At 65.8% G+C, this 20,086-nt stretch carries 21 protein-coding genes; 12 read left to right on the top strand and 9 right to left on the bottom strand.

The window, feature by feature from the left end; genetic code table 11:
- Positions 1-93 precede the first annotated feature (93 nt).
- Entirely contained in the window at positions 94-969 is an 876-nt protein-coding gene (locus tag ABIB56_RS08200; RefSeq protein WP_354568663.1) for a sugar phosphate isomerase/epimerase family protein, read from the bottom strand.
- A 55-nt stretch (positions 970-1,024) separates the two neighbouring features.
- Complete coding sequence (locus ABIB56_RS08195) at positions 1,025-1,993, bottom strand: magnesium transporter CorA family protein (protein WP_354568662.1); 969 nt, start codon at positions 1,991-1,993, stop codon at positions 1,025-1,027.
- A 92-nt stretch (positions 1,994-2,085) separates the two neighbouring features.
- Here ABIB56_RS08195 and otsA point away from each other — a divergent pair, with 92 nt between their 5' ends.
- The 7 genes from otsA (at position 2,086) to ABIB56_RS08160 (ending at position 10,543) form a co-directional block, all read left to right on the top strand.
- On the top strand, positions 2,086-3,585 hold the full coding sequence (gene otsA, locus ABIB56_RS08190) for an alpha,alpha-trehalose-phosphate synthase (UDP-forming) (RefSeq protein WP_354568661.1): 1,500 nt from the start codon (positions 2,086-2,088) through the stop codon (positions 3,583-3,585).
- The gene (gene otsB / locus ABIB56_RS08185; RefSeq protein ID WP_354568660.1) at positions 3,585-4,400 is read left to right on the top strand and encodes a trehalose-phosphatase; all 816 of its coding nucleotides are present in this window, start codon (positions 3,585-3,587) and stop codon (positions 4,398-4,400) included. The genes otsA and otsB overlap by 1 nt, the downstream gene beginning before the upstream one ends.
- A gap of 127 nt (positions 4,401-4,527) precedes the next feature.
- A complete protein-coding gene (ilvD, locus tag ABIB56_RS08180) occupies positions 4,528-6,237 on the top strand; it encodes a dihydroxy-acid dehydratase (RefSeq protein WP_354568659.1) in 1,710 nt (569 codons plus the stop codon).
- Between the two features lie 59 nt (positions 6,238-6,296).
- Complete coding sequence (locus ABIB56_RS08175) at positions 6,297-8,123, top strand: acetolactate synthase large subunit (protein ID WP_502917582.1); 1,827 nt, start codon at positions 6,297-6,299, stop codon at positions 8,121-8,123.
- Between the two features lie 22 nt (positions 8,124-8,145).
- The gene (gene ilvN / locus ABIB56_RS08170; RefSeq protein WP_354568658.1) at positions 8,146-8,652 is read left to right on the top strand and encodes an acetolactate synthase small subunit; all 507 of its coding nucleotides are present in this window, start codon (positions 8,146-8,148) and stop codon (positions 8,650-8,652) included.
- 17 nt (positions 8,653-8,669) lie between these two features.
- The gene (gene ilvC, locus ABIB56_RS08165; protein ID WP_354568657.1) at positions 8,670-9,770 is read left to right on the top strand and encodes a ketol-acid reductoisomerase; all 1,101 of its coding nucleotides are present in this window, start codon (positions 8,670-8,672) and stop codon (positions 9,768-9,770) included.
- Positions 9,771-9,901: 131 nt separating this feature from the next.
- Complete coding sequence (locus ABIB56_RS08160; RefSeq protein ID WP_354568656.1) at positions 9,902-10,543, top strand: DUF998 domain-containing protein; 642 nt, start codon at positions 9,902-9,904, stop codon at positions 10,541-10,543.
- Here ABIB56_RS08160 and ABIB56_RS08155 read toward each other — a convergent pair.
- The 3 genes from ABIB56_RS08155 to ABIB56_RS08145 are packed head-to-tail and all read right to left on the bottom strand — an operon-like array spanning position 10,540 to position 12,150.
- The gene (locus ABIB56_RS08155; protein WP_354568655.1) at positions 10,540-10,797 is read right to left on the bottom strand and encodes a DUF6510 family protein; all 258 of its coding nucleotides are present in this window, start codon (positions 10,795-10,797) and stop codon (positions 10,540-10,542) included. The two genes, ABIB56_RS08160 and ABIB56_RS08155, sit on opposite strands and share 4 nt — an antisense overlap.
- 16 nt (positions 10,798-10,813) lie before the next feature.
- Complete coding sequence (locus tag ABIB56_RS08150; RefSeq protein ID WP_354568654.1) at positions 10,814-11,560, bottom strand: ferredoxin reductase; 747 nt, start codon at positions 11,558-11,560, stop codon at positions 10,814-10,816.
- On the bottom strand, positions 11,557-12,150 hold the full coding sequence (locus ABIB56_RS08145) for a sulfite oxidase-like oxidoreductase (protein WP_354568652.1): 594 nt from the start codon (positions 12,148-12,150) through the stop codon (positions 11,557-11,559). The genes ABIB56_RS08150 and ABIB56_RS08145 overlap by 4 nt, the downstream gene beginning before the upstream one ends.
- Before the next feature lie 108 nt (positions 12,151-12,258).
- On the opposite strand from ABIB56_RS08145, the gene ABIB56_RS08140 reads away from it, so the two are divergent.
- The 4 genes from ABIB56_RS08140 to ABIB56_RS08125 all read left to right on the top strand — a co-directional run bounded on the left by ABIB56_RS08140 (position 12,259) and on the right by ABIB56_RS08125 (position 15,714).
- The gene (locus ABIB56_RS08140; RefSeq protein WP_354568651.1) at positions 12,259-13,188 is read left to right on the top strand and encodes an aldo/keto reductase; all 930 of its coding nucleotides are present in this window, start codon (positions 12,259-12,261) and stop codon (positions 13,186-13,188) included.
- A 28-nt stretch (positions 13,189-13,216) separates the two neighbouring features.
- On the top strand, positions 13,217-14,299 hold the full coding sequence (moaA, locus tag ABIB56_RS08135; protein ID WP_354568650.1) for a GTP 3',8-cyclase MoaA: 1,083 nt from the start codon (positions 13,217-13,219) through the stop codon (positions 14,297-14,299).
- Positions 14,292-14,573, top strand: a complete 282-nt coding sequence (locus tag ABIB56_RS08130; RefSeq protein WP_354568648.1) for a MoaD/ThiS family protein — start codon at positions 14,292-14,294, stop codon at positions 14,571-14,573. The genes moaA and ABIB56_RS08130 overlap by 8 nt, the downstream gene beginning before the upstream one ends.
- Before the next feature lie 148 nt (positions 14,574-14,721).
- A complete protein-coding gene (locus tag ABIB56_RS08125) occupies positions 14,722-15,714 on the top strand; it encodes a hypothetical protein (RefSeq protein ID WP_354568647.1) in 993 nt (330 codons plus the stop codon).
- Between the two features lie 200 nt (positions 15,715-15,914).
- Here the strand turns inward: ABIB56_RS08125 and ABIB56_RS08120 are convergent, their stop codons facing one another.
- The 4 genes from ABIB56_RS08120 to ABIB56_RS08105 are packed head-to-tail and all read right to left on the bottom strand — an operon-like array spanning position 15,915 to position 19,609.
- Positions 15,915-16,328, bottom strand: coding sequence for a molybdopterin synthase catalytic subunit (locus ABIB56_RS08120; protein WP_354568645.1), 414 nt, complete (start codon positions 16,326-16,328; stop codon positions 15,915-15,917).
- Positions 16,321-17,304 (bottom strand): bifunctional molybdenum cofactor biosynthesis protein MoaC/MoaB, encoded by a 984-nt coding sequence (gene moaCB, locus ABIB56_RS08115; protein WP_354568644.1) that lies wholly within the window; start codon positions 17,302-17,304, stop codon positions 16,321-16,323. The genes ABIB56_RS08120 and moaCB overlap by 8 nt, the downstream gene beginning before the upstream one ends.
- Positions 17,301-18,497 (bottom strand): molybdopterin molybdotransferase MoeA, encoded by a 1,197-nt coding sequence (locus tag ABIB56_RS08110; protein WP_354568643.1) that lies wholly within the window; start codon positions 18,495-18,497, stop codon positions 17,301-17,303. The genes moaCB and ABIB56_RS08110 overlap by 4 nt, the downstream gene beginning before the upstream one ends.
- A gap of 2 nt (positions 18,498-18,499) precedes the next feature.
- Positions 18,500-19,609, bottom strand: a complete 1,110-nt coding sequence (locus ABIB56_RS08105; RefSeq protein WP_354568642.1) for a ThiF family adenylyltransferase — start codon at positions 19,607-19,609, stop codon at positions 18,500-18,502.
- 70 nt (positions 19,610-19,679) lie between these two features.
- Here ABIB56_RS08105 and ABIB56_RS08100 point away from each other — a divergent pair, with 70 nt between their 5' ends.
- Complete coding sequence (locus tag ABIB56_RS08100) at positions 19,680-20,084, top strand: TOBE domain-containing protein (protein WP_354568641.1); 405 nt, start codon at positions 19,680-19,682, stop codon at positions 20,082-20,084.
- Positions 20,085-20,086: the final 2 nt, after the last annotated feature.

Genomic DNA, 20,086 nt, shown 5'->3' with positions numbered 1-20,086 from the left:
AAGTCGGCAGCGGTGAGAGGGCAGCCGCGGCGGAGGGCGGCAGCGGTGAGAGGGCAGCCGCGGCGGAGGGCAGCAGCGGTGGGGACAGCCTCGTCAGGAGTTGCGGCGGATCGAACCCATGGCCTTGCGGGACGCCCGGCGGATGATGCCTGGATAGTTCGTCTCCGAGCCAACCGAGGGCTCGGTGCTGCGCGCGGAGCCGAGCTTGTCCCGAGCGAAATCGAGAGTCTCGCGCAAGAGGTCGAGCCGCGCCTGCTCTGACTTCGCCTTGCGCGTGTTCACTTCGGCGACGACGTTGCCTGTCCAGTTCTGGGCGGCGAGATATTCGAGAACCTCGGCGACGGGTTCCGTGCCGCGGCCCGGAAGCAGATGCTCGTCGAAGATCTGGCCCTCGTCCTGCGATCCGGAGCCGTCGCAGAGGTGCACGTGGCGGAGCTTGTCGCCCATTGCCATAGCCAGTTCGAGCGAGTCGCGGCCGGAGAGCGAGGCGTGCGAGAAATCGAGGGTCATGGCGTCGCAGTCCATGAGCGTCGGGTCGTAACCGGGGGAGTAGGCCTTGAGGCTTCTGCCCTTCACCTTCCACGGGAACATGTTCTCCACGGCGATCTCGACGGCGTAGGCGCCTGCGGTCTCGCGTACGATCCGCAGAAAATTGTCGGCGTAGGTGGCTTGCCAGCGGAACGGCGGGTGGACCACGACGGAGGTCGCGCCGACAGCCCGCGCCAGTTCGGCTGACTTCTCGAGTTTCACCTGCGGGTCCCTGCCCCAGACGAAGTGGGTGAGCAGCAGCACGGGAGCGTGGATGGAGAGGATGGGCATCTCGTACTCTGTCGCCAGCGCGAGCAGGGCATCCGGATCCTGAGTGACCTCGTCGTTGGTCACCATAATTTCCACGCCGTCGTATCCCGCCAGCTTGGCGAGCCGAAAGGTGTGCTCAGTAGCCAGGGGATAGGCGCAGGACGTGCTCATGCCGACACGGATCATCACTGCCGAGTTTAGGTGCGCTTGCCTGAATGGCAGATGTCTAGATCCAGTCGCGCTTCTTAAAGCTGAGATACAGCGCGATCGAGACGGCGGCCATCAGACCGAGAGAGAACCAGACTCCCCACACCGTGCCGTAGCCGAGGAATTTGAGGTTCTGGCCGAAGAATCCGGTGATGGCAGTAGGGATGGCGATGATGGCGGCCCAGCTGGTCACCTTCTTCATGATGAGGTTCATGCGATTGCTCTGGATGCTGAGATTCGTTTCGAGAATCGTCGAGACGAGGTCGCGCAACGACTCCGTCGACTCTGTCGCTCGCAGCACGTGGTCGTAGACATCCTGGAAGTAGGGCTGCATCTCGGGATCGAAAGCGTTCAGGTCGCGGCGGAGAACGGTGTTGACCACCTCGCGCATCGGCAGCACCACGCGACGGAGTTCGACGAGGGATTTGCGGAACTCGAAGGAGCGGCGCTGCACCTCCTTGTCGCGCGGCCTGTCGTCGAAGAGCGCATCCTCGAGGGTCTCCATGGCGGTGTCGAGCTGCTCCACCACCTCGAAATGGCCGTCGACGACCTCGTCCAGCAACCCCCAGAGCAGGAAGGAGACGCCGTGCTTCGCCAGGTCGGAGACGTTGTCCCAGCGAGCGACGACCTTATCCATGTCGAACTCCGGACCGTGCACCGTGATCAGTGCCCGCTCGGTGATGAATGCCTTGACCTCTGTCTTGCTCAGTTCGCCGGTCTTCTCGTCGAGCTTCACGGCGTAGGCGGCAAGGAACAGGTGGGTGTCGTAGCGGTCCAGCTTCGGTCGCTGGTGCTCGTGCACGGCATCCTCGACGGCCAGGGGGTGCAGGCTCAGTTCCTCTTCGATGACCGCCAGGTCCTCCTCTGTTGGCGAGATGAAGTCGGCCCACACTGTGCAGTCCTTCTCGCCGATGTGGTCGGAGATCTTCTCGACGGGAAAGTCCGTGGTCTTCAGCGAGCCTTTGCTGTACAGCCGGGTAGTCACCATGTGGGCAATGCTAGTTGTCCCCCGACTGGTAACGTGGGGAGGGCTTGCCGAAGAGGGTGCGCGGCATCACGACAACGGAGTAAAGCAGTTCTATGAACAGCACGGTGAAGCCCAAAATCAGCGGAAAATACGACTTTGTGGTCGTCTCCAACCGCCTGCCCGTCGACCGGGTGATCGAGGCTGACGGCTCCGCCAGCTGGGCGCGTTCCCCCGGCGGTCTGGTTACCGCGCTCGAGCCCGTCATGCGTCAGAACGACGGCGCGTGGATCGGATGGGGCGGGCAGCCCGATCTGGAATTCACGCCGTTCGAGAGCGAGGGCATCCATGTCGTGCCGGTCGCCCTGAGCGCGGCGGATCTGAAGTACTACTACGAGGGCTTCTCCAACGACACGCTCTGGCCGCTCTATCACGACGTGATCGCGCCGCCGAGTTTCCATCGCGAGTGGTGGGAGAGCTATGTCGAGGTCAACCAGCGGTTCGCGGATGCCGCTGCTGCCGCCGCATCGCCCGGCGGGGTGGTGTGGGTGCAGGATTACCAGCTCCAGCTGGTGCCCAAGCTGCTGCGCGAAATCCGGCCGGACCTCACCATCGGGTTCTTCAACCACATCCCCTTTCCTCCGTACGGCATCTATTCGCAGTTGCCGTGGCGCACGCAGATCATCGAAGGGCTCCTCGGGGCCGACGTGATCGGTTTCCAGCGGGTCGCCGACGCCAGCAACTTCCAGCGTGCCGTTCGTCGGCTCAAGGGATACGTGACCAAGGGCTCCCAGGTCGAGGTGCCGCTGGTCGACATGTCGCCAGGGGTGAGGGTATTCGGCGAGATCAAACGCCAGGGCTCGTTCCGCACTGTCGTCGCGCGTGCCTTCCCGATCTCGATCGACGCCTCCAGCTTCGAGGAACTCGCCCGTACGCCGGCGATCCAGGAGCGGGCGAAGCAGATCCGCGAAGAGCTGGGAAGTCCGAAGACAATCATGCTCGGCGTCGACCGCCTCGACTATACGAAGGGGATCGGCCATCGTCTCAAGGCCTATGGTGAGTTGCTTGCCGAAGGCAAGCTGAGCTCGGAGGACGTCACGCTGGTGCAGGTCGCGAACCCCAGCCGCGAGCGGGTGCAGGCCTATATAGAGCTGCGCGACGAGATCGAGTTGACCGTAGGACGCATCAATGGCGACTACGGAACGATCGCCCACGTTCCGATCAGCTACCAGCACCACGGGTTTCCTCGTGAGGAGATGGTGGCCCTGTATCTCGCTGCCGACGTGATGCTCGTGACGGCCCTTCGCGACGGCATGAACCTGGTTGCCAAAGAGTACGTCGCCTGCCGTTTCGACGACGACGGTGTGCTCGTGCTCAGCGAGTTCGCCGGCGCTTCCGATGAGTTGAAGCGCGCCCTGCTCATCAACCCGCACGACATCGATGGGATGAAAGAGAAGATCATGGAGGCGATCGGGATGCCGAAGCGCGACCGTGCCGCCCGGATGCGGTCGATGCGCAAGCGAGTTCTCGAGCACGACGTGTCCCGCTGGTCGGCCGACTTCCTGAAGGTACTGGAGAGCCGCGCGCACCATGGTTCGCAGGGTCATCTGCTCTAATGGTCGACCTCGACACGCCGCCCAATTCTTCGCGCCTGCCGGAGTCGTTCATCAGGGCGCTCAGCGAGTTGGCGCGCACCAGGCGCCTGCTGGTGGCCCTCGATTTCGATGGCACCCTCGCACCCGCGGTGGATGATCCGGAGCAGGCCCGTGCGCTGCCCGAGGCTCGCGAGGCCATTCTCCGCCTGCTCGCGATACCCGACACCAGAGTCGCGCTGGTTTCCGGTCGTGCCCTCACGAGCCTTATCCAGGTGTCGGATCTCCCGGACACCGCCCTGCTGGTCGGTTCGCACGGCATCGAACTGCGGCTCGATTCGCCCGACGACCAGGTCTTGCTCGACACCGCCGAGTTCGCGCGCGTCGACGTTCTCCGCGAGGTGCTGAGCGAGGTCGCCGATTCTTTTGACCAGGTCTGGCTGGAGCCGAAGCCCGCCGGTTTCGCGCTGCACACCCGCCTTGCCACCGAGCGGAACAGCAGAATCGCCCACCTCGTCGCGCGCAGTGAGACCGCGGCGCAGCTCGACAACCTGACAGTCCGCAGCGGCAAGGACGTGCTCGAGTTCTCCGTGCGCTCCACCACGAAAGGCGAAGCCGTGGAGCACCTGCGCGAGTACACCGCAGCGACGGCGGTGTTTTTCGCCGGCGACGATGTAACAGACGAGGATGCCTTCGCGGCGCTCGGGGCCGGCGATGTCGGTCTCAAGAGCGGCGAAGGCCCGACCCTCGCGAACTTTCGGGTCCCCGGCCCGACCGACGTGGCGCGCGCGCTCAACCTCCTGGCCGACCTCCGCGAGGGCGACGTTCACGAGCGGTAGCGCCGATCGTCACTTCTGGCGTTTAGGTCCGGTGGGCGGCTGCGGTGAGGGAATGAATCTCCCCCTCCACCCGGCGCACCGCGGAGGCGCGGATTTTCGACACGCGAGGAAGTTCTACACTCGTAACATGCCGGAAACGCCGTCCTCGCTGCCCGATATCAAACCTCGCTCCCGCACCGTCACCGACGGTATCGAAGCCACGACCTCGCGCGGGATGCTCCGCGCGGTCGGGATGGGGGACGCCGACTGGGAGAAGCCGCAGATCGGTATCGCCAGCTCGTGGAACGAGATCACACCGTGCAATCTCTCCCTCGAGCGCCTCGCACAGGCGTCGAAAGAGGGCGTGCATTCCGGCGGCGGCTACCCGCTGCAGTTCGGCACCATCTCCGTCTCCGACGGCATATCGATGGGCCACGTCGGCATGCACTTCTCACTCGTGAGCCGCGAGGTCATCGCGGACTCCGTCGAGGTCGTTATGGAGGCCGAGCGCCTCGACGGCTCCGTGTTGCTCGCCGGATGTGACAAGTCGCTGCCCGGCATGCTGATGGCTGCCGCACGACTGAACCTGGCATCCGTGTTCCTCTACGCGGGATCGATCGCCCCCGGCTGGGTCAAGCTCACCGACGGCACGGAGAAAGACATCACGATCATCGACTCCTTCGAGGCGGTCGGTGGTTTGAAAGCCGGCACGATGAGCGCAGAGGATGCCCACCGCATCGAGTGCGCATTCGCGCCTGGTGAAGGTGCCTGCGGAGGCATGTACACCGCGAACACCATGGCCAGCGTCGCCGAGGCGCTCGGGATGAGCCTGCCGGGCTCCACGAGTCCGGCCGCGGCCGACCGCCGTCGCGACTACTTCGCGCATCGCAGCGGCGAGGCAGTGGTCAACATGCTTCGCCTCGGGATCACCACCCGCGACATCCTGACCAAGGACGCTTTCGAGAACGCGATCACCGTGGCGATGGCGCTCGGCGGCTCGACCAACGTCGTGCTGCACCTGCTGGCGATCGCGCATGAGGCCGAAGTGGACCTCACCATCGACGACTTCAACCGCATCGGCGACAGAGTGCCGCACATCGCGGACATGAAGCCCTTCGGTAAGTACGTGATGAACGACATCGACCGCCACGGCGGTATCCCGGTGCTGATGAGAGCACTCCTCGAAGCCGGGCTGCTGCACGGGGACGCTCTAACCGTCACTGGAAAGACCGTCGCCGAGAACCTTGCAGAGCTGAAGCCCGACGAGTTGGACGGCACCGTCCTGCGCAAGCTCGACAACCCGATCCACAAGACCGGCGGACTCACCATCCTCAAGGGCTCACTCGCGCCCGATGGTGCCGTCGTGAAGACCGCCGGTTTCGACGCCGATGTCTTCGAGGGCCCGGCACGCGTTTTCGAACGCGAACGCGAAGCCATGGACGCTCTCACCGAGGGCAAGATCTCGAAGGGCGACATCGTCGTCATCCGCTACGAGGGCCCGAAGGGCGGCCCTGGCATGCGCGAGATGCTCGCCATCACCGCGGCCATCAAGGGCGCAGGGCTCGGCAAGGATGTACTACTCTTGACTGACGGCAGGTTCTCAGGCGGCACAACCGGACTGTGTATCGGCCACATAGCACCCGAAGCAGTGGACGCAGGTCCGATTGCCTTCGTGCGCGATGGTGATCTAATACGGGTCGATATCGCAGTTCGCTCCCTCGACCTACTCGTCGAGTCGGCTGAGCTCGCAGCTCGCCAGTCCGGCTGGGCTCCACTTCCCCCGCGCTACACCCGTGGCGTTCTCGCTAAGTACTCGAAGCTCGTGCACTCGGCCGCAGAGGGCGCCATCACTGGTTAGGTACAGTACCGGGTAACTCCGCGCTCACCATTCGTGACTACTACTCCAAGGAATATCTGATGTCCACGGAATCGATCCCCATGCCGAAAGGTGCGCCGGCCAGGTCGGCAGAACTGCCGAGGCCGGCCGAAACCTCTAAGCCAGAACTGCTCACCGGTTCCGGTGCCATCCTCCGCTCACTCGAAATGCTCGGCGTCAAGGATGTCTTCGGACTCCCGGGCGGTGCGATCATGCCGTTCTACGACGAGTTGATGTCGTCCACCGCCATCCGCCACATCCTGGTGCGCCACGAGCAGGGTGCAGGCCACGCGGCAGAGGGTTACGCTTCGGCCACCGGCAAGATCGGTGTCGCCATCGCGACCTCCGGTCCCGGTGCCACCAACCTCGTGACCGCGATCGCCGATGCCTACATGGACTCGGTGCCGCTGCTCGCGATCACCGGTCAGGTCTTCTCCACCCTGATGGGCAGCGACGCGTTCCAGGAGGTCGACATCGTCGGCATCACGATGCCGATTACCAAGCATTCCTTCCTGGTGACGCGCCCGGAAGACGTTCCGGCGACCATCGCCGCCGCCTACCTCATTGCCACTACCGGGCGTCCAGGCCCGGTGCTCGTCGACGTGACCAAGGATGCGCAGCAGAACACCGCGCCGTTCATCTGGCCGCCTAAGGTCGACCTGCCGGGCTACCGTCCCGTCACGAAGGCGCACGGCAAGCAGATCCAGGCGGCGGCACAGCTGCTGGCCCGGGCCAAGCGCCCGGTGTTCTATGTGGGCGGCGGAGTCATCCGCGCCAAGGCGTCGGCTGAGCTGCTCGAGCTCGCCGAGGCGGTCGGCGCTCCGATCGTGACGACGCTGATGGCGCGTGGGGCCTTCCCCGACTCGAACAAGCTCAACCTGGGCATGCCGGGCATGCACGGCACGGTTCCGGCGGTGCTCGCCATCCAGGAGTCCGACCTCCTCATCTCGCTCGGTGCGCGCTTCGACGACAGGGTCACCGGCAAGCCAAGTGAGTTCGCGCCGAATGCCAAAGTCGTACACGTCGACATCGACCCGGCGGAGATCTCCAAGATCCGCGTGGCCGATGTCCCGATCGTCGGCGATGCCAAGGACGTCATCGCCGATCTCACCGTCGCGTTCGCGGATGCCACAAGGGGAACGAAGCCGGACCTCAGCGAGTGGTGGGTGCGCCTCGACCAGCTGCGCGCGCAGTATCCGCTCGGCTACGACGAGCCAGACGACGGCCTGCTGTCGCCCCAGTACGTGATCGAGCGGATCGGGCAGATCACCGGGCCGGAGGCCATCTACGCCGCCGGCGTCGGCCAGCACCAGATGTGGGCCGCGCAGTTCATCAAGTACGAACGGCCAAACGCCTTCCTCAACTCCGGCGGAGCGGGAACCATGGGCTACGGGCTTCCGGCTGCCATGGGCGCGAAGGTCGCAGAACCCGATCGCACGGTATGGGCGATCGACGGTGACGGATGCTTCCAGATGACCAACCAGGAGCTGGCCACCTGCACGATCAACAACATCCCGATCAAGGTCGCGATCATCAACAACTCCTCGCTCGGCATGGTGCGCCAGTGGCAGTCGCTGTTCTACGACGGCCGCCACTCCTTCACCGACCTCAACACCGGTCACGGTACCGCCATGATCCCCGACTTCGTGAAGATGGCTGACGCCTACGGTGCCCTCGGCATCCGCGTCACCACGAAGGAGGAGGTGGATGCCGCGATCACGCTGGCCAACGAGACCAACGACCGTCCCGTCGTCATCGACTTCATCGTGAGCCGGGATTCGATGGTCTGGCCGATGGTTCCGCAGGGCGTGGGCAACTCGTCGGTGCAGTACGCGCGGGAACACGCGCCGGAGTGGGAAGAGGAGTAATGCTGATGAAGGGATTCAGGCGATGAGCCACGTTCTTTCCCTCCTGGTCGAAGACAAACCGGGTCTGCTGACCAGGGTCGCCGGCCTTTTCGCCCGTCGCGGATTCAACATCGAGAGCCTCGCCGTCGGTGCCAGCGAGATCGCGGGACTCTCCCGGATCACGGTGGTTGTGGATGTCGAGGAGCTTCCGCTCGAACAGGTCACCAAGCAGCTCAACAAGCTGGTGAACGTGATCAAGATCGTGGAACTCGACCCTGCGCAGACCGTCGAGCGTGAACACATGCTCATTAAAGTGCGGGTCGATAACACCACGCGCAGCCAGGTCCTCGAGGCTGCGACCCTGTTCAGGGCGCGGGTCGTGGATGTTGCGACCGACGCCCTCGTGATCGAGGTCACTGGCGACACCGCCAAGGTGCAGGCGCTGCTCAGGGTGCTGGAGCCGCACGGCATCAAGGAGATCGCCCAGTCCGGTCTCCTCGCCATCGGACGCGGTGGCAAGAGCATCACCGAACGCGTCTTCAAGAACTGACTCAACGGTCCCTGAGCTTGTCGAAGGGACCGCAGCAATCCGGCTCCCTTCGACAAGCTCAGGGAGCAAACCGAACAGAAAGAACAGGCACAGTGACCGAGATTTTCTACGATAAAGACGCAGACCTCGCGCTCATCCAGGGCAAGAAGGTCGCCGTCATCGGCTACGGCTCGCAGGGCCACGCCCACGCGCAGAACCTCCGCGACTCCGGCGTCGAGGTCGTCGTCGGCCTCAAGCCCGATTCGAAGTCGAAGCAGAAGGCGGAGGAAGCCGGGTTCACCGTGCTGACGTCTGCAGAGGCATCCGAGTGGGCCGACGTGATCGTCATCCTCGCGCCCGACCAGCACCAGCGCGGCCTCTACGCGGCGGACATCCAGCCGCACCTGGCCGACGGCAAGGCGATCCTCTTCGGGCACGGCTTCAACATCCGCTTCGGTTACATCAAGGCGCCGGAGGGCGTTGACGTGATCATGGTCGCTCCCAAGGGTCCTGGCCACACCGTGCGCCGCGAGTACGAGGCTGGCCGTGGCGTTCCCGTCATCGTCGCCGTCGAGCAGGACGCCTCAGGCCAGGCCTGGGAGCTCGCCTGGTCGTACGCGAAGGCGATCGGCGGCCTGCGTGCCGGTGGCATCAAGACCACCTTCACCGAGGAGACCGAGACCGACCTGTTCGGCGAGCAGGCCGTGCTCTGCGGTGGTGTCTCTCAGCTCGTGCAGTATGGTTTCGAGACCCTGACCGAGGCTGGCTACCAGCCGCAAATCGCCTACTTCGAGGTGCTTCACGAGCTCAAGCTCATCGTCGACCTCATGTGGGAGGGCGGCATCGCCAAGCAGCGCTGGTCGGTCTCCGACACCGCTGAGTACGGCGACTACGTCTCCGGCCCTCGCGTCATCGACCCGCACGTGAAGGAGAACATGCAGGCCGTGCTCGGAGACATCCAGTCGGGTGCCTTCGCGGAACGTTTCATCGCAGACCAGGATGCCGGAGCGCCCGAATTCCTCGCGCTGCGTGAGAAGGGTGCCCAGCACCCGATCGAAGCGACAGGCAAGGAACTGCGTGCTCTCTTCGCCTGGAAGCAGGTCGACGAAGACTACACGGACGGTTCGGCCGCGCGCTAACAGTTCACGAGAGGAGGGCCGACATTCGTGTCGGCCCTCCTCTGTCGTTGCGCAGGAGGAGAACTCACCCCACGCTGAAAGCGGCTGCACACCTCACAATTTGCGGGCGGTCAAGCTGCAAGACTGGAGGAATGAGGCCGACACCCACCGCCGGCATCCGTCGTGTCTTCGCCACGACAGCGATGGCGATCGTGCTGCTCTACCTGGGGATCGACGTTGTCCTGCAGCTGCTGCCGCCGCACTACAGCGTGGTCTCGGATGCGGAGAGCGACCTCGCCGTCGGTCCCTACGGCTGGGCGATGGCGGTCAACTTCTTCGCCCGCGCGGTGATGAGCGGTTGCGTGATCGTGGTGGTCTCGCTCAGCGCTCCGGCATCCGCGCTCCGTCGGCTGGGCGCAGTGCTGCTCGCGGTCGCGGGGCTGTGCTCGGCCGCACTCGTCTTCGCTCCGACAGATGTGAACCCGACCGGCGAGTTCGGCATGACGCCGCACACGACGATCGGTTTCGTGCACGTCGTGTTCGCCACCACAGGATTCGTCGTGGTACTTGCCGCGATGACAGTGCTCACCGTCTGGTTTCGCACGGTGAGCAGGCGTCGCGCACCGGCCGTTTTCCTCGTCGTCGCCCTGGCCGGTCTTCTCGCGCTCGCCCTCAGCCTCGCGATACTGCCCCAGATCGTCGGCATCACCGAGCGGATCTGCCTGGCCGGCATCCTCGGCTGGGCATTCGCGCTGAGCGCGGTGTTGAGAAATCCGCAGCGGAGCGAGGGCTAGCGCGGCACCTGCAGCCAGGCCATGCCGCGAAGTTCGATGCAGGTGAGTTCCGGCTCCTGCACCAAAACCATGAGCACGCCATCGCAGCTGCGGCAGCGCACGATCATGCTCGCCGGTTCGACGTAGACCATGGCGCAGGCGAGCGTGGCGACATCCCCGCAGGAGACACAGCGAGCGGATGCCGTGGTCACGTCGAACTGGAACAGCTCGGAGAGTGGTCCGGCCAGCGCGTTGCCGTCAACGTGTCCGGTCATTTCGCACCCCTCGACATCATTTGCCTCCGAAACGCTCGGTTTTGACCCGCTGCGGATCGTGGCCGAGTTCGACCAGCGCGTTGGCGACCGTCTCGACGAAACCTGTCGGGCCGCAGACGAACACGGCGGGGGAGAGGCTGGCGGGAAAGGCGTCGGCCTCGAGATCGGCCTGGGTGAGGCGACCGGCCGGACGCGGCCAGCCGTGCGGTGTGCGGCGGGTGTACGCCCAGGTCACGTCGAGTCCGGGCGACGGGTTCGCCAACTCTGACCGGAAGAACGCGTCATCCGGTGTTCGCACGGAGTAGAGAAGCCGGAACGGCGCGGCGCTGCCCGATGCCGCGTGCGAGCGGATCATCGCCACCAGGGGCACGATGCCCGAGCCACCGCCGATGAGTTGCACGGGCCCGGTCTGCGCCACCTCTTCGATCTCTGGACGCCAGACGAACCATCCGCCGAGCGGGCCACGGATTTCCAGCTGGTCGCCCACCATCAGGTCGTCGACCAGGTAGGGCGACACCTCGCCGGTCGGCAGGCGGTCGACGGCGAGCTGCACTCGGTTTCCTGGCCCCGCGGAGGCAACAGAGTACGAGCGGGTGGCGGTGTAGCCGTCGGGTGCGGTGAGTCGAACATCCGCATGCTGGCCGGCGATATTGCCGCCCCAGCCAGGAACGTCGAGCACGATGCTGCGCCCGGATGCAGTCTCCGTGCGGGTCTCCGTCACGACGCTCACCTTCCAGATGCTCGGCTGAGCGACGTCTGTCACGAATAGCGCTGTTCGAGCCAGGGATCACCGTAGATGTTGTAACCGTTCTGCTCCCAGAACCCAGGGTCATCGTCGTCCATCATCACGAGGCCGCGGATCCACTTGGCGCTCTTCCAGAAGTACAGGTGCGGAACGAGCAGTCGTGCAGGGCCGCCGTGCTCGGGGTCGAGGTCGGCGCCGTCGAACTCGAAGGCGATCCACGCTTTGCCGCCGAGCAGGTCGGCCAGTGGAAGGTTGGTGGTGTAGCCGCCGTAGGAGTGCGCCATCACGTACTCGTCGGTGGTCTTGATCCCGGCGAAGAGCGTGTCGAGCGACACCCCGCGCCAGGATGTGCCGAACTTCGACCAGCGCGTGACGCAGTGGATGTCGGTGGCGATGTCTTCGATCGGCAGGTTGTGCAGCTCGTCCCAACTCCAGCGGTGCACGGCGCCGGACTCGGTACGGATACTGAACTGCCAGTCGGCTGTGTCGATGCTCGGTGTGGGCCCGGCGGAGAGCACGGGGAAGTCGTCTGTGAGGTACTGGCCGGGCGGAAGGTCGGGATTGTGCTCGCGACTGCGACCGGAAAAACCGCGAGAGATGATGCCCATCAAGTGCTCCTTCGGTTGATCCAAGCCTAGCCACCTGAGCCTCGATGACGTCGGCGAATTTTTCGGTTCCGTGTCAGGACCACTCGATGAGCGGGGGAGAATGGAGGTATGAAGACGATGACCTTGCCGAACACAACCCTCGAAGTCTCCGACATCATCCTCGGGCTGATGCGCATCGAACCGCTCAGTGATGAGGGCATCCGCTCTCTGGTCGGAGCGGCCAGAGACAGCGGGATCAACTTCTTCGATCATGCCGATGTCTACGGCGGCAAGCCGCACCAGTGCGAGAGGCGGTTCGGCGAGGCGGTGACCTTCTCGACCGAGGAACGTGCAGCCGTCACCATCCAGTCGAAGGTCGGTATCCGCTCCGGGTTCTGGGACTACTCGAAGGAGCACATTCTCGAATCCGTGGACAAGTCCCTGGCCGCACTGCAGACCGAGTACCTCGACATCCTGCTGCTGCACCGCCCCGACGCGCTCGTCGAACCCGATGAGGTCGCCGCGGCCTTCGACACGCTGCTGGCCGCGGGCAAGGTGCGCAACTTCGGCGTCTCGAATCACACGCCAGGCCAGGTCGAGTTGCTCAAGCGCTCGGTGACGCAGCCGCTCATCGTGAACCAGGTGCAGCTGAGCATCACGCACGCCCCGTTGATCGCCGCGGGCATGGCGGCCAACATGGCAGGCCTCGACCAGTCGATCGACAGGGACAACGGCATCCTCGACTACTGCCGCCTCAATGACATCACACTGCAGGCCTGGTCACCATTCCAGAAGGGGTTCTTCGACGGAGTCTTCCTCGGCGACCGCGAGACTTACGCCGAACTGAACGATGTGATCGACCAGCTCGCGAAAAGCTACGACGTACCTCCGGCGGCCATCGCCGTGGCCTGGATCACCCGCCACCCCGCGCACATGCAGGTCGTGCTCGGAACGACGAATGTCGAGCACCTTCGGGACTCGGCGGCCGGTTCGGATGTACCGCTCACCCGTGAGGAGTGGTACCGCCTGTTTACCGCAGCCGGTCACATCCTGCCGTAGTCTAGCGTGGAGCGCTTAGGGTGAAACTATGACGCAACTCGACCTGGGGATCCCCGGCATTCGGCGGGATCCCGCCCGGATGCCGTCCACAGTCGGGCGTCCGGATACCGCGGGACTCATCGACCGCTTTGGTCGCACCGCTCGCGACCTCCGTATCTCGATCACCGAGAAGTGCTCGCTGCGCTGCACCTACTGCATGCCGGAGCAGGGGCTTCCCGCCATTCCGCGTGAGAACCTGCTCACCGCGACCGAGATCGCCCGCCTTGTCGGCATCGGCGTTCGAGACCTCGGCGTGCACGACGTACGTTTCACCGGGGGTGAACCGCTGATGCGGGCCGACCTCGCCGAGATCGTCGGACTCTCGTCGGCCGTCGCCGACGGTGCCTCCATTTCGATGACGACCAACGGCATCGGGCTCGACCATCGCATCCACGAACTGGTCGCTGCCGGTCTCACCCGCATCAACATCTCGCTCGACACCGTGGATCGCGACCACTTCGCCAGGCTCACCAGACGCGACCGCCTCCCCGCAGTCTTCGCGGGTATCGAGGCAGCGAAGGATGCCGGGCTCACCCCGCTCAAGATCAACGCGGTGCTGATGCGTGACACCCTCGCGGGCGCCGCCGACCTGCTCGAATGGTCGCTGGCGAACGGCGTGCGGCTGCGCTTCATCGAACAGATGCCGCTCGACGCCGATGAGGCCTGGGCGCGCGACAACATGGTGGATGCCGCAGAGCTCCTCGATGTGCTCGGCGCGCGTTTCACCCTCTCCCAGCCACACCGCGAGGATCCGTCTTCCCCGGCCGAAGAGTGGATCATCGACGGCTACCAGCAGCAGGGTGTCCCGGCCACCGTCGGCATCATCGCGTCCGTCACCCGCTCGTTCTGCGAAGCCTGCGATCGTACCCGCATCACGGCGGAGGGTACCGTGCGCTCCTGCTTGTTCGGCGACGACGAGACCGACCTGCGCGCGCTCCTCCGCAGCGACGTGGACGACGAGACGATCGCCACCTGGTGGCGGGCGGCCATGTGGGGCAAGCAGGCAGGGCACGGGATGGAGCGCGCCGACTTCGTGCGTCCGGTGCGCAGCATGGGGGCGATCGGTGGTTGAGGCGTCTCCGGCCGCGGCCGCTTCGACAGGCTCAGCCTCCGTCGAGGTGCGGTACTTCGCCGCCGCAGCCGAAGCGGCCGGCCGCGAGGGGGAGTCGCTGCCCTTGGTGCCCACGGTCGGCGAGCTGCGGGCCGTGCTCATCGAACGCTACGGTGATGCGATGTCGCGAGTGCTGGCATCCGGTTCGTTCCTGGTCGACGGTGTCGTCAGCCGTGATGACTCGCGAGCGGTCGGCGCCCGCGTCGACGTTCTGCCGCCCTTCGCGGGCGGCTGACGATCAGCGCGCCGATTTGTTATCAGCGCGCCGGTTACAGCAGCCGCGCTGATAACAAAGCGCCGCGCTCACGGAACAAAGCGCCGCGCGGATGGTTGGGGGCCGATTGCAGTTCGTAGCGGATGACCGGGTGCGACAGGATCAAGTGGTGAAGTTTTCCAAGCTCATCGCCCTGACGCTGGTCGCATTGGGTGTCCTGGTCGGGGTAGCGGGATGCTCGGCCCCTGCCCTGTCCGCGAAACCGACGAACGCGACAGAGCCTTCGATCGCCGACTACGTTGCCGCCGAACTCCGCCGGATGCCCGGGGTGGAATCGGCGACGGCGATGCAGCTGCCTCTTGCCCCGCCGCGCGCGACCCGGCCGCCTGAGACTCAGGGCACGCCAGGCTCGTCGCCGCGCCCCGCGCCCACGCTCGATCCGTGGGATGCGCACCTGTGGAAGGTGCAGATCGAGGTGATTCTTGCGGCGGGAGTGAGCCCGAGCGCGGCGGCCACCGTGGCGAAAAAGGAGCGTGCGCTGTCCGACCGTTTCGCGATCGGTGGTGCCGACCAGTGGCAGGCAGTTCTCGAGGCCGGGACGCAGACCGGGGGAGGCGACACCGACACCTCGCCGCGGCGTGCCGCAAGCATCGTCGTCTACCCGGCGAAAGACCCGCAACGGGTCGTGCAGTCGGCCCGTGTGACCGCCGAGGTGGTCGAGTACCCCGGCGTGCTGTCGTTCTCCGCCGACACGCAGGTCCCCTCAATCGAGACGTCGACGACGCAGCAGCTCGCAGATGTCTATGACGAGTTGCAGAAGACGGCCCCGTTCCGCGCCGGAGCGGACTATTGGGCCGACGGCGGCCGGGTGCGCATCGCCGATGTGCCGGACCACCTCACGGACGCGGCTGTGCACGCGATCTTGAGCGCGGCATCCCAGTTTCCGAACGCACAGTTCTGGCTGCAGACGCCGCGCGACCGCGACCATTGGCCGGTGCTCTACGTCGCCAAGCTCACCGGTACTCAGGATACGGAGATCGCGGCCCTGTTCTCCGCGCCAGCGATGGCGAACGCCAACGTCAGCATCGCTCCGCTGCCGTACATCATCACCGCCGTCGCCGGGGGTGCTCCGTCGCTGAGCGGCAACTTCGGCGGCGGCTGAGCGTCAGCGCGGTGTTTTGTTATCAGCGCGGCGGTTGCAACAGCCGCGGTGATAACAAAACACCGCGCTGACGGATGGGGGCCCGACGGATGGGGGCCCGACGGCTGGCGCCGACGGATGGGGGCCGCGACGGCTGGCGCCGACGGATGGGGGCCGACAAATGGGGGCGCCGACGGATGGGGCCGCGACGGCTGGGCCGGTTACAGCCCGACCCACTCCGTCGCGCCGTCGGTGAGGTGTTGGCGCTTCCAGATCGGCACCTGCGACTTGATCAGTTCGACGAGGCGCTCGCAGGCCTCAAAGGCTTCGCGGCGGTGTGGTGCGGCGACCGCGGCAGCCAGCGCGGTGTCGCCGACCACCAGCGACCCGACGCGGTGTGCGGCCGCGACACGCAGGCCGGTCTCGACCGCGACCTGGTTGCAGCAGTCCTCGAGAAATCGTTGGGCATCCGGATGCGCCTGATAGTCCAGCGCGGTCACGGCGAGCCCGTGATCGTGGTTGCGCACGATCCCGCGGAAGGTCACGAGCGCCCCGTGTTCCGCGGCCATGACGAAGTCTTCGATCACTGTGCCATCGATGGTGAGCTCGGAGATCACCGCGAGCACCCTACTCATGGGCGCCACCGCCTGCGACCTGCGCGACGAGGTGCTCCAGCAGGCCGTCGAGCACGGCGAGACCGTCTTTCACTCCACCGGTAGACCCTGGCAGGTTGACAATGACGGTGTCACCGGCGGTGCCGGCGAGGCCGCGGCTGAGCGCCGACTTCGGGGTCACGGTGAGCCCGCGGGCGCGAATAGCTTCGGCCACCCCGGGTATCTCGCGGTCCAGGATGGCGCTGGTCGCCTCCGGTGTGCGATCACTGGGACTCATACCGGTGCCCCCGGTCGTGATGATCACGGCGGGTGCGGTGGCGACCACGCGGGCCAGCTCGCCGGCGATGTCAGCATCCGCTACCACGGTGACCGCGTCGACGCTGTAGCCGCGTGCGCGGAACCATTCGGCGATAGCGGGACCCGTGGTGTCTTCGCGCGCGCCGACGGCCCCGGCAGTGGAGGCGACGATCACAGCTGCGGTTGATGGCCGCGGCACCTGCGGTTTTGTGCGATCCGGCTCGATGCTGCCGTCCCGGGTCCAGTGCCCACGCTTGCCGCCGGTCTTCTCCTCGAGCCGCACGTCGGTCAGCGTCGCGGCCGGATCGACGGCCTTCACCATGTCGTGAAGGGTGAGGCCTGCGACGGTGACGGCTGTCAGCGCCTCCATCTCGACCCCGGTCTGTCCGGTGGTCCTGGCGGTGGCCGTGATGAGGATCGAGTTCTCCCCGAGCTCGAAGTCCACCTTCACCGAGCTGAGGGCGATCTGATGGCAGAGCGGGATGAGTTCGCTGGTCTTCTTCGCCCCCGAGATGCCGGCGATGCGGGCGGTTGCCAGCACGTCGGCTTTCGGCAGGTGGTCTGCGCGAACCATGGCCACGACATCCGGCCGGGTGATGAAGCGGCCGGTGGCTGTGGCGGTGCGGGCGGTTACCGACTTGTCGCCGACATCCACCATGCGGGCTCGCCCGTCGGAGTCGAGGTGGCTGAGTCCGCTCATAGTTGCCAGGTTTCCACGGTGTCGCCCTCTTTCAGTTCTGTCGTCTCAAGCGGAACATCGACCAGTACATCGGATGCCGCGAGACCCGCGACGAGATGCGATCCGGGTCCGGAGACGATCTCCACTCTCTCACCCGGGAGCGTTCGCCCGCGCAGGAACTGCCGCTTGCCGGGTGCCGACCGCAGGTCGGCGGCCAGCATGAGCTGTCGGCGCTCGGCCGCCGCGAGCCCGGCGACTTCTCGCAGCAGCGGTGCGACGAAGATCTCGAAGGAGATCTGGGTGCTCACCGGATTTCCGGGAAAGCTGACGACGGGAATCCCGTTGAACTCGCCTGTCGCCTGCGGTCCTCCCGGTTGCATCGCCACGGTGCCGACCCTGGCGCCGAGCGGTTCCAGTAGTTCGCGCACCACCTCGTAGTCGCCCATCGAGATGCCGCCGGAGGTGATGATGAGGTCCGCACCCCGTGCAGCCTCGACCATCGAAGCACGAAGACTCTTCGGATCGTCATCCTGGTTGCGTGCCGCGAAGCTCACGACGGCTCCGCTGGCCGGTACCGCCGATTCGAGTGCGATCCCGTTCGCGTCATAGACCTCACCGAGTGCGGCCGGTCGCCCGGGCTCGATCAGTTCGGCTCCGGTGGTGACAACGGCGACCCGCACGCGCGACCTCACCTCGACCTCCCCGATGCCGGCGGCGGCCAGCGCCGCCAGGTGGCGGGATGCGAGACGGAGCGCCGCCGGCAGCAGTCGATCACCTGCGCGCAGGTCGCTGCCGCGGTCGCGCACATACTCGCCGGGCGAACGGGAGCGAGTAATGGTGACCGTGTCACCGTCGCTGGCGGTGTCTTCGATCGGCACCACGGCATCCGCCCCATCCGGAACCACCGCGCCGGTCATGATGCGCACCGCTGTACCTGGTTGCAAGGCAGAGGGTTGCCCGGCTCGTGCCGCGACCTCTCCGACGATGGGCAGGCGGGTCGGCGCACTGGCGATGTCGGATGCCACGACCGCGAAGCCGTCCATCTGAGAATTGCGGAACAGCGGGAGGTCGACGGGTGAGAGCACCTCGGCGAAGGTCACCCGGCCGAGTGCATCACCGAGCGGGACCAGCTCCGCCCGCGGCTGCAGGGCTTCTGCCAGCAACTCCCGCACATGTGCTGCGTGTTCTTCGACGGTTGCTCGTGCAGCGTCCATGCTCAGTACCTCGCCACTGTCGGATCGATCAGGCGCGACCAGGCGTCGATGCCGCCCTCCAGGTGCCGAGCGTCGGTGAATCCGTGCGCCCTGAGCAGCTCTAGAGCGCGAACCGAACGGATGCCGTGGTGGCAGTAGGCGACGATCGGGGCGTCGGTGTCCATGGTCGCCAATCCTCCTTCGAGAGTGCCAAGAGGAATCAGCACCGCACCTGGCAGGCTTGCGATCTCGGCCTCCCACGGCTCGCGCACGTCGAGCAGTGTGAGAGGAACACCGGTTTCCAACTCCGTGGCGAGCTCCTGTGCGCTGAGTTCGCCAGTGGCCGGAGCCAGGCCGCAGAACAGGTCGTAGTCGATGAGGTGGTCGATCGGCGCAGCGGAGGGATCGCGCTCGTAGGAGAGTTCCCGAAAGGAACCGCTGAGTGCATCGAAGGTGGTGACGCGCCCGATCAGCGGGGTTCCGATGCCGGTGAGGATCTTGATGGCCTCGGTGGCCATGATCGAACCGATGGTGGCGCACACCGTCGGCAGCACACCGCCCACCTCGCAGGAGAGCACGGACCCGGGCGGCGGAGGGGCGGGGAAGAGGTCGCGGTACTGCGGACCGCGCTCTGCCCAGGCGACGCCCGCCTGCCCGCCGTACTGTGCGACAGCTCCCCAGACCAGGGGGATGCCGCTGAGCGTTGCGGCGTCGTTGGCGAGGTAGCGGGTGGGAAAATTGTCGCTGCCATCGATTACGAGGTCGTAGTCGGCGAAGAGTTCGAGGGCGTTCCCTGAGACCAGTCGCCTGGCGAGCACGACGACCATGGTATCTGGGGTGATGGCCGCCACGGATTCGGCGGCCGACTGTGCTTTGCCGCGTCCGACATCCGCGACGCTGTGAATGTGTTGGCGATGCAGGTTGCTGAGTTCCACGGTGTCGTCGTCGACGATGCCGATCGTGCCGACACCTGCCGCCGCGAGGGCCGGGATCACGGTGCTGCCGAGGCCGCCGGCGCCGATCACGAGCACGCGTGCGGCGGCGAGCCTGTGCTGTGCCTCCGTGCCGAATCCGGGGAGGATGACCTGTCGCGAGAAGCGTGCCGTCAGACCGGGGGACGACGAGAGCTGCATGTTCCTGATTCTGTCAGGTGGTCAGGGAAACGTAAGATCTGCCCGTGAAATCGGAGCTAGAGTCATTGTTGTGCCGCAAATACGGATCAAGGATGCCGCGCTCTATCTCGGGGTGAGTGACGATACCGTTCGTCGTTGGATCGACAACGGGACCATGGATGCGTCGAAGGACGACTCCGGGCGCACCGTCGTCGACGGCTTCGCGCTGGCTACCCTCGCCCGCGAGCACGCCGTGCTTCCCGACGATCCCTCGGGCATTGGGCGGTCAGCGCGGAACAGGTTCGTCGGTCTGGTCACGAACATCATCATGGACACCGTGATGGCGCAGGTCGAACTGCAGTGCGGTCCTCACCGCGTCGTCTCGCTCATGAGCAGCGAAGCGGTGCGCGAACTCGGTCTCGAACTCGGTTCGGTCGCCATCGCGGTCGTCAAGGCCACAACAGTCATCGTCGAAACCCCGACGGAAAAGGCCTGAAC

Source organism: Glaciihabitans sp. UYNi722, from assembly GCF_040549465.1.
In the GTDB taxonomy this organism is placed as follows: Bacteria; Actinomycetota; Actinomycetes; order Actinomycetales; family Microbacteriaceae; genus Lacisediminihabitans.
This window is presented reverse-complemented; position numbering and strand designations above follow the sequence as displayed.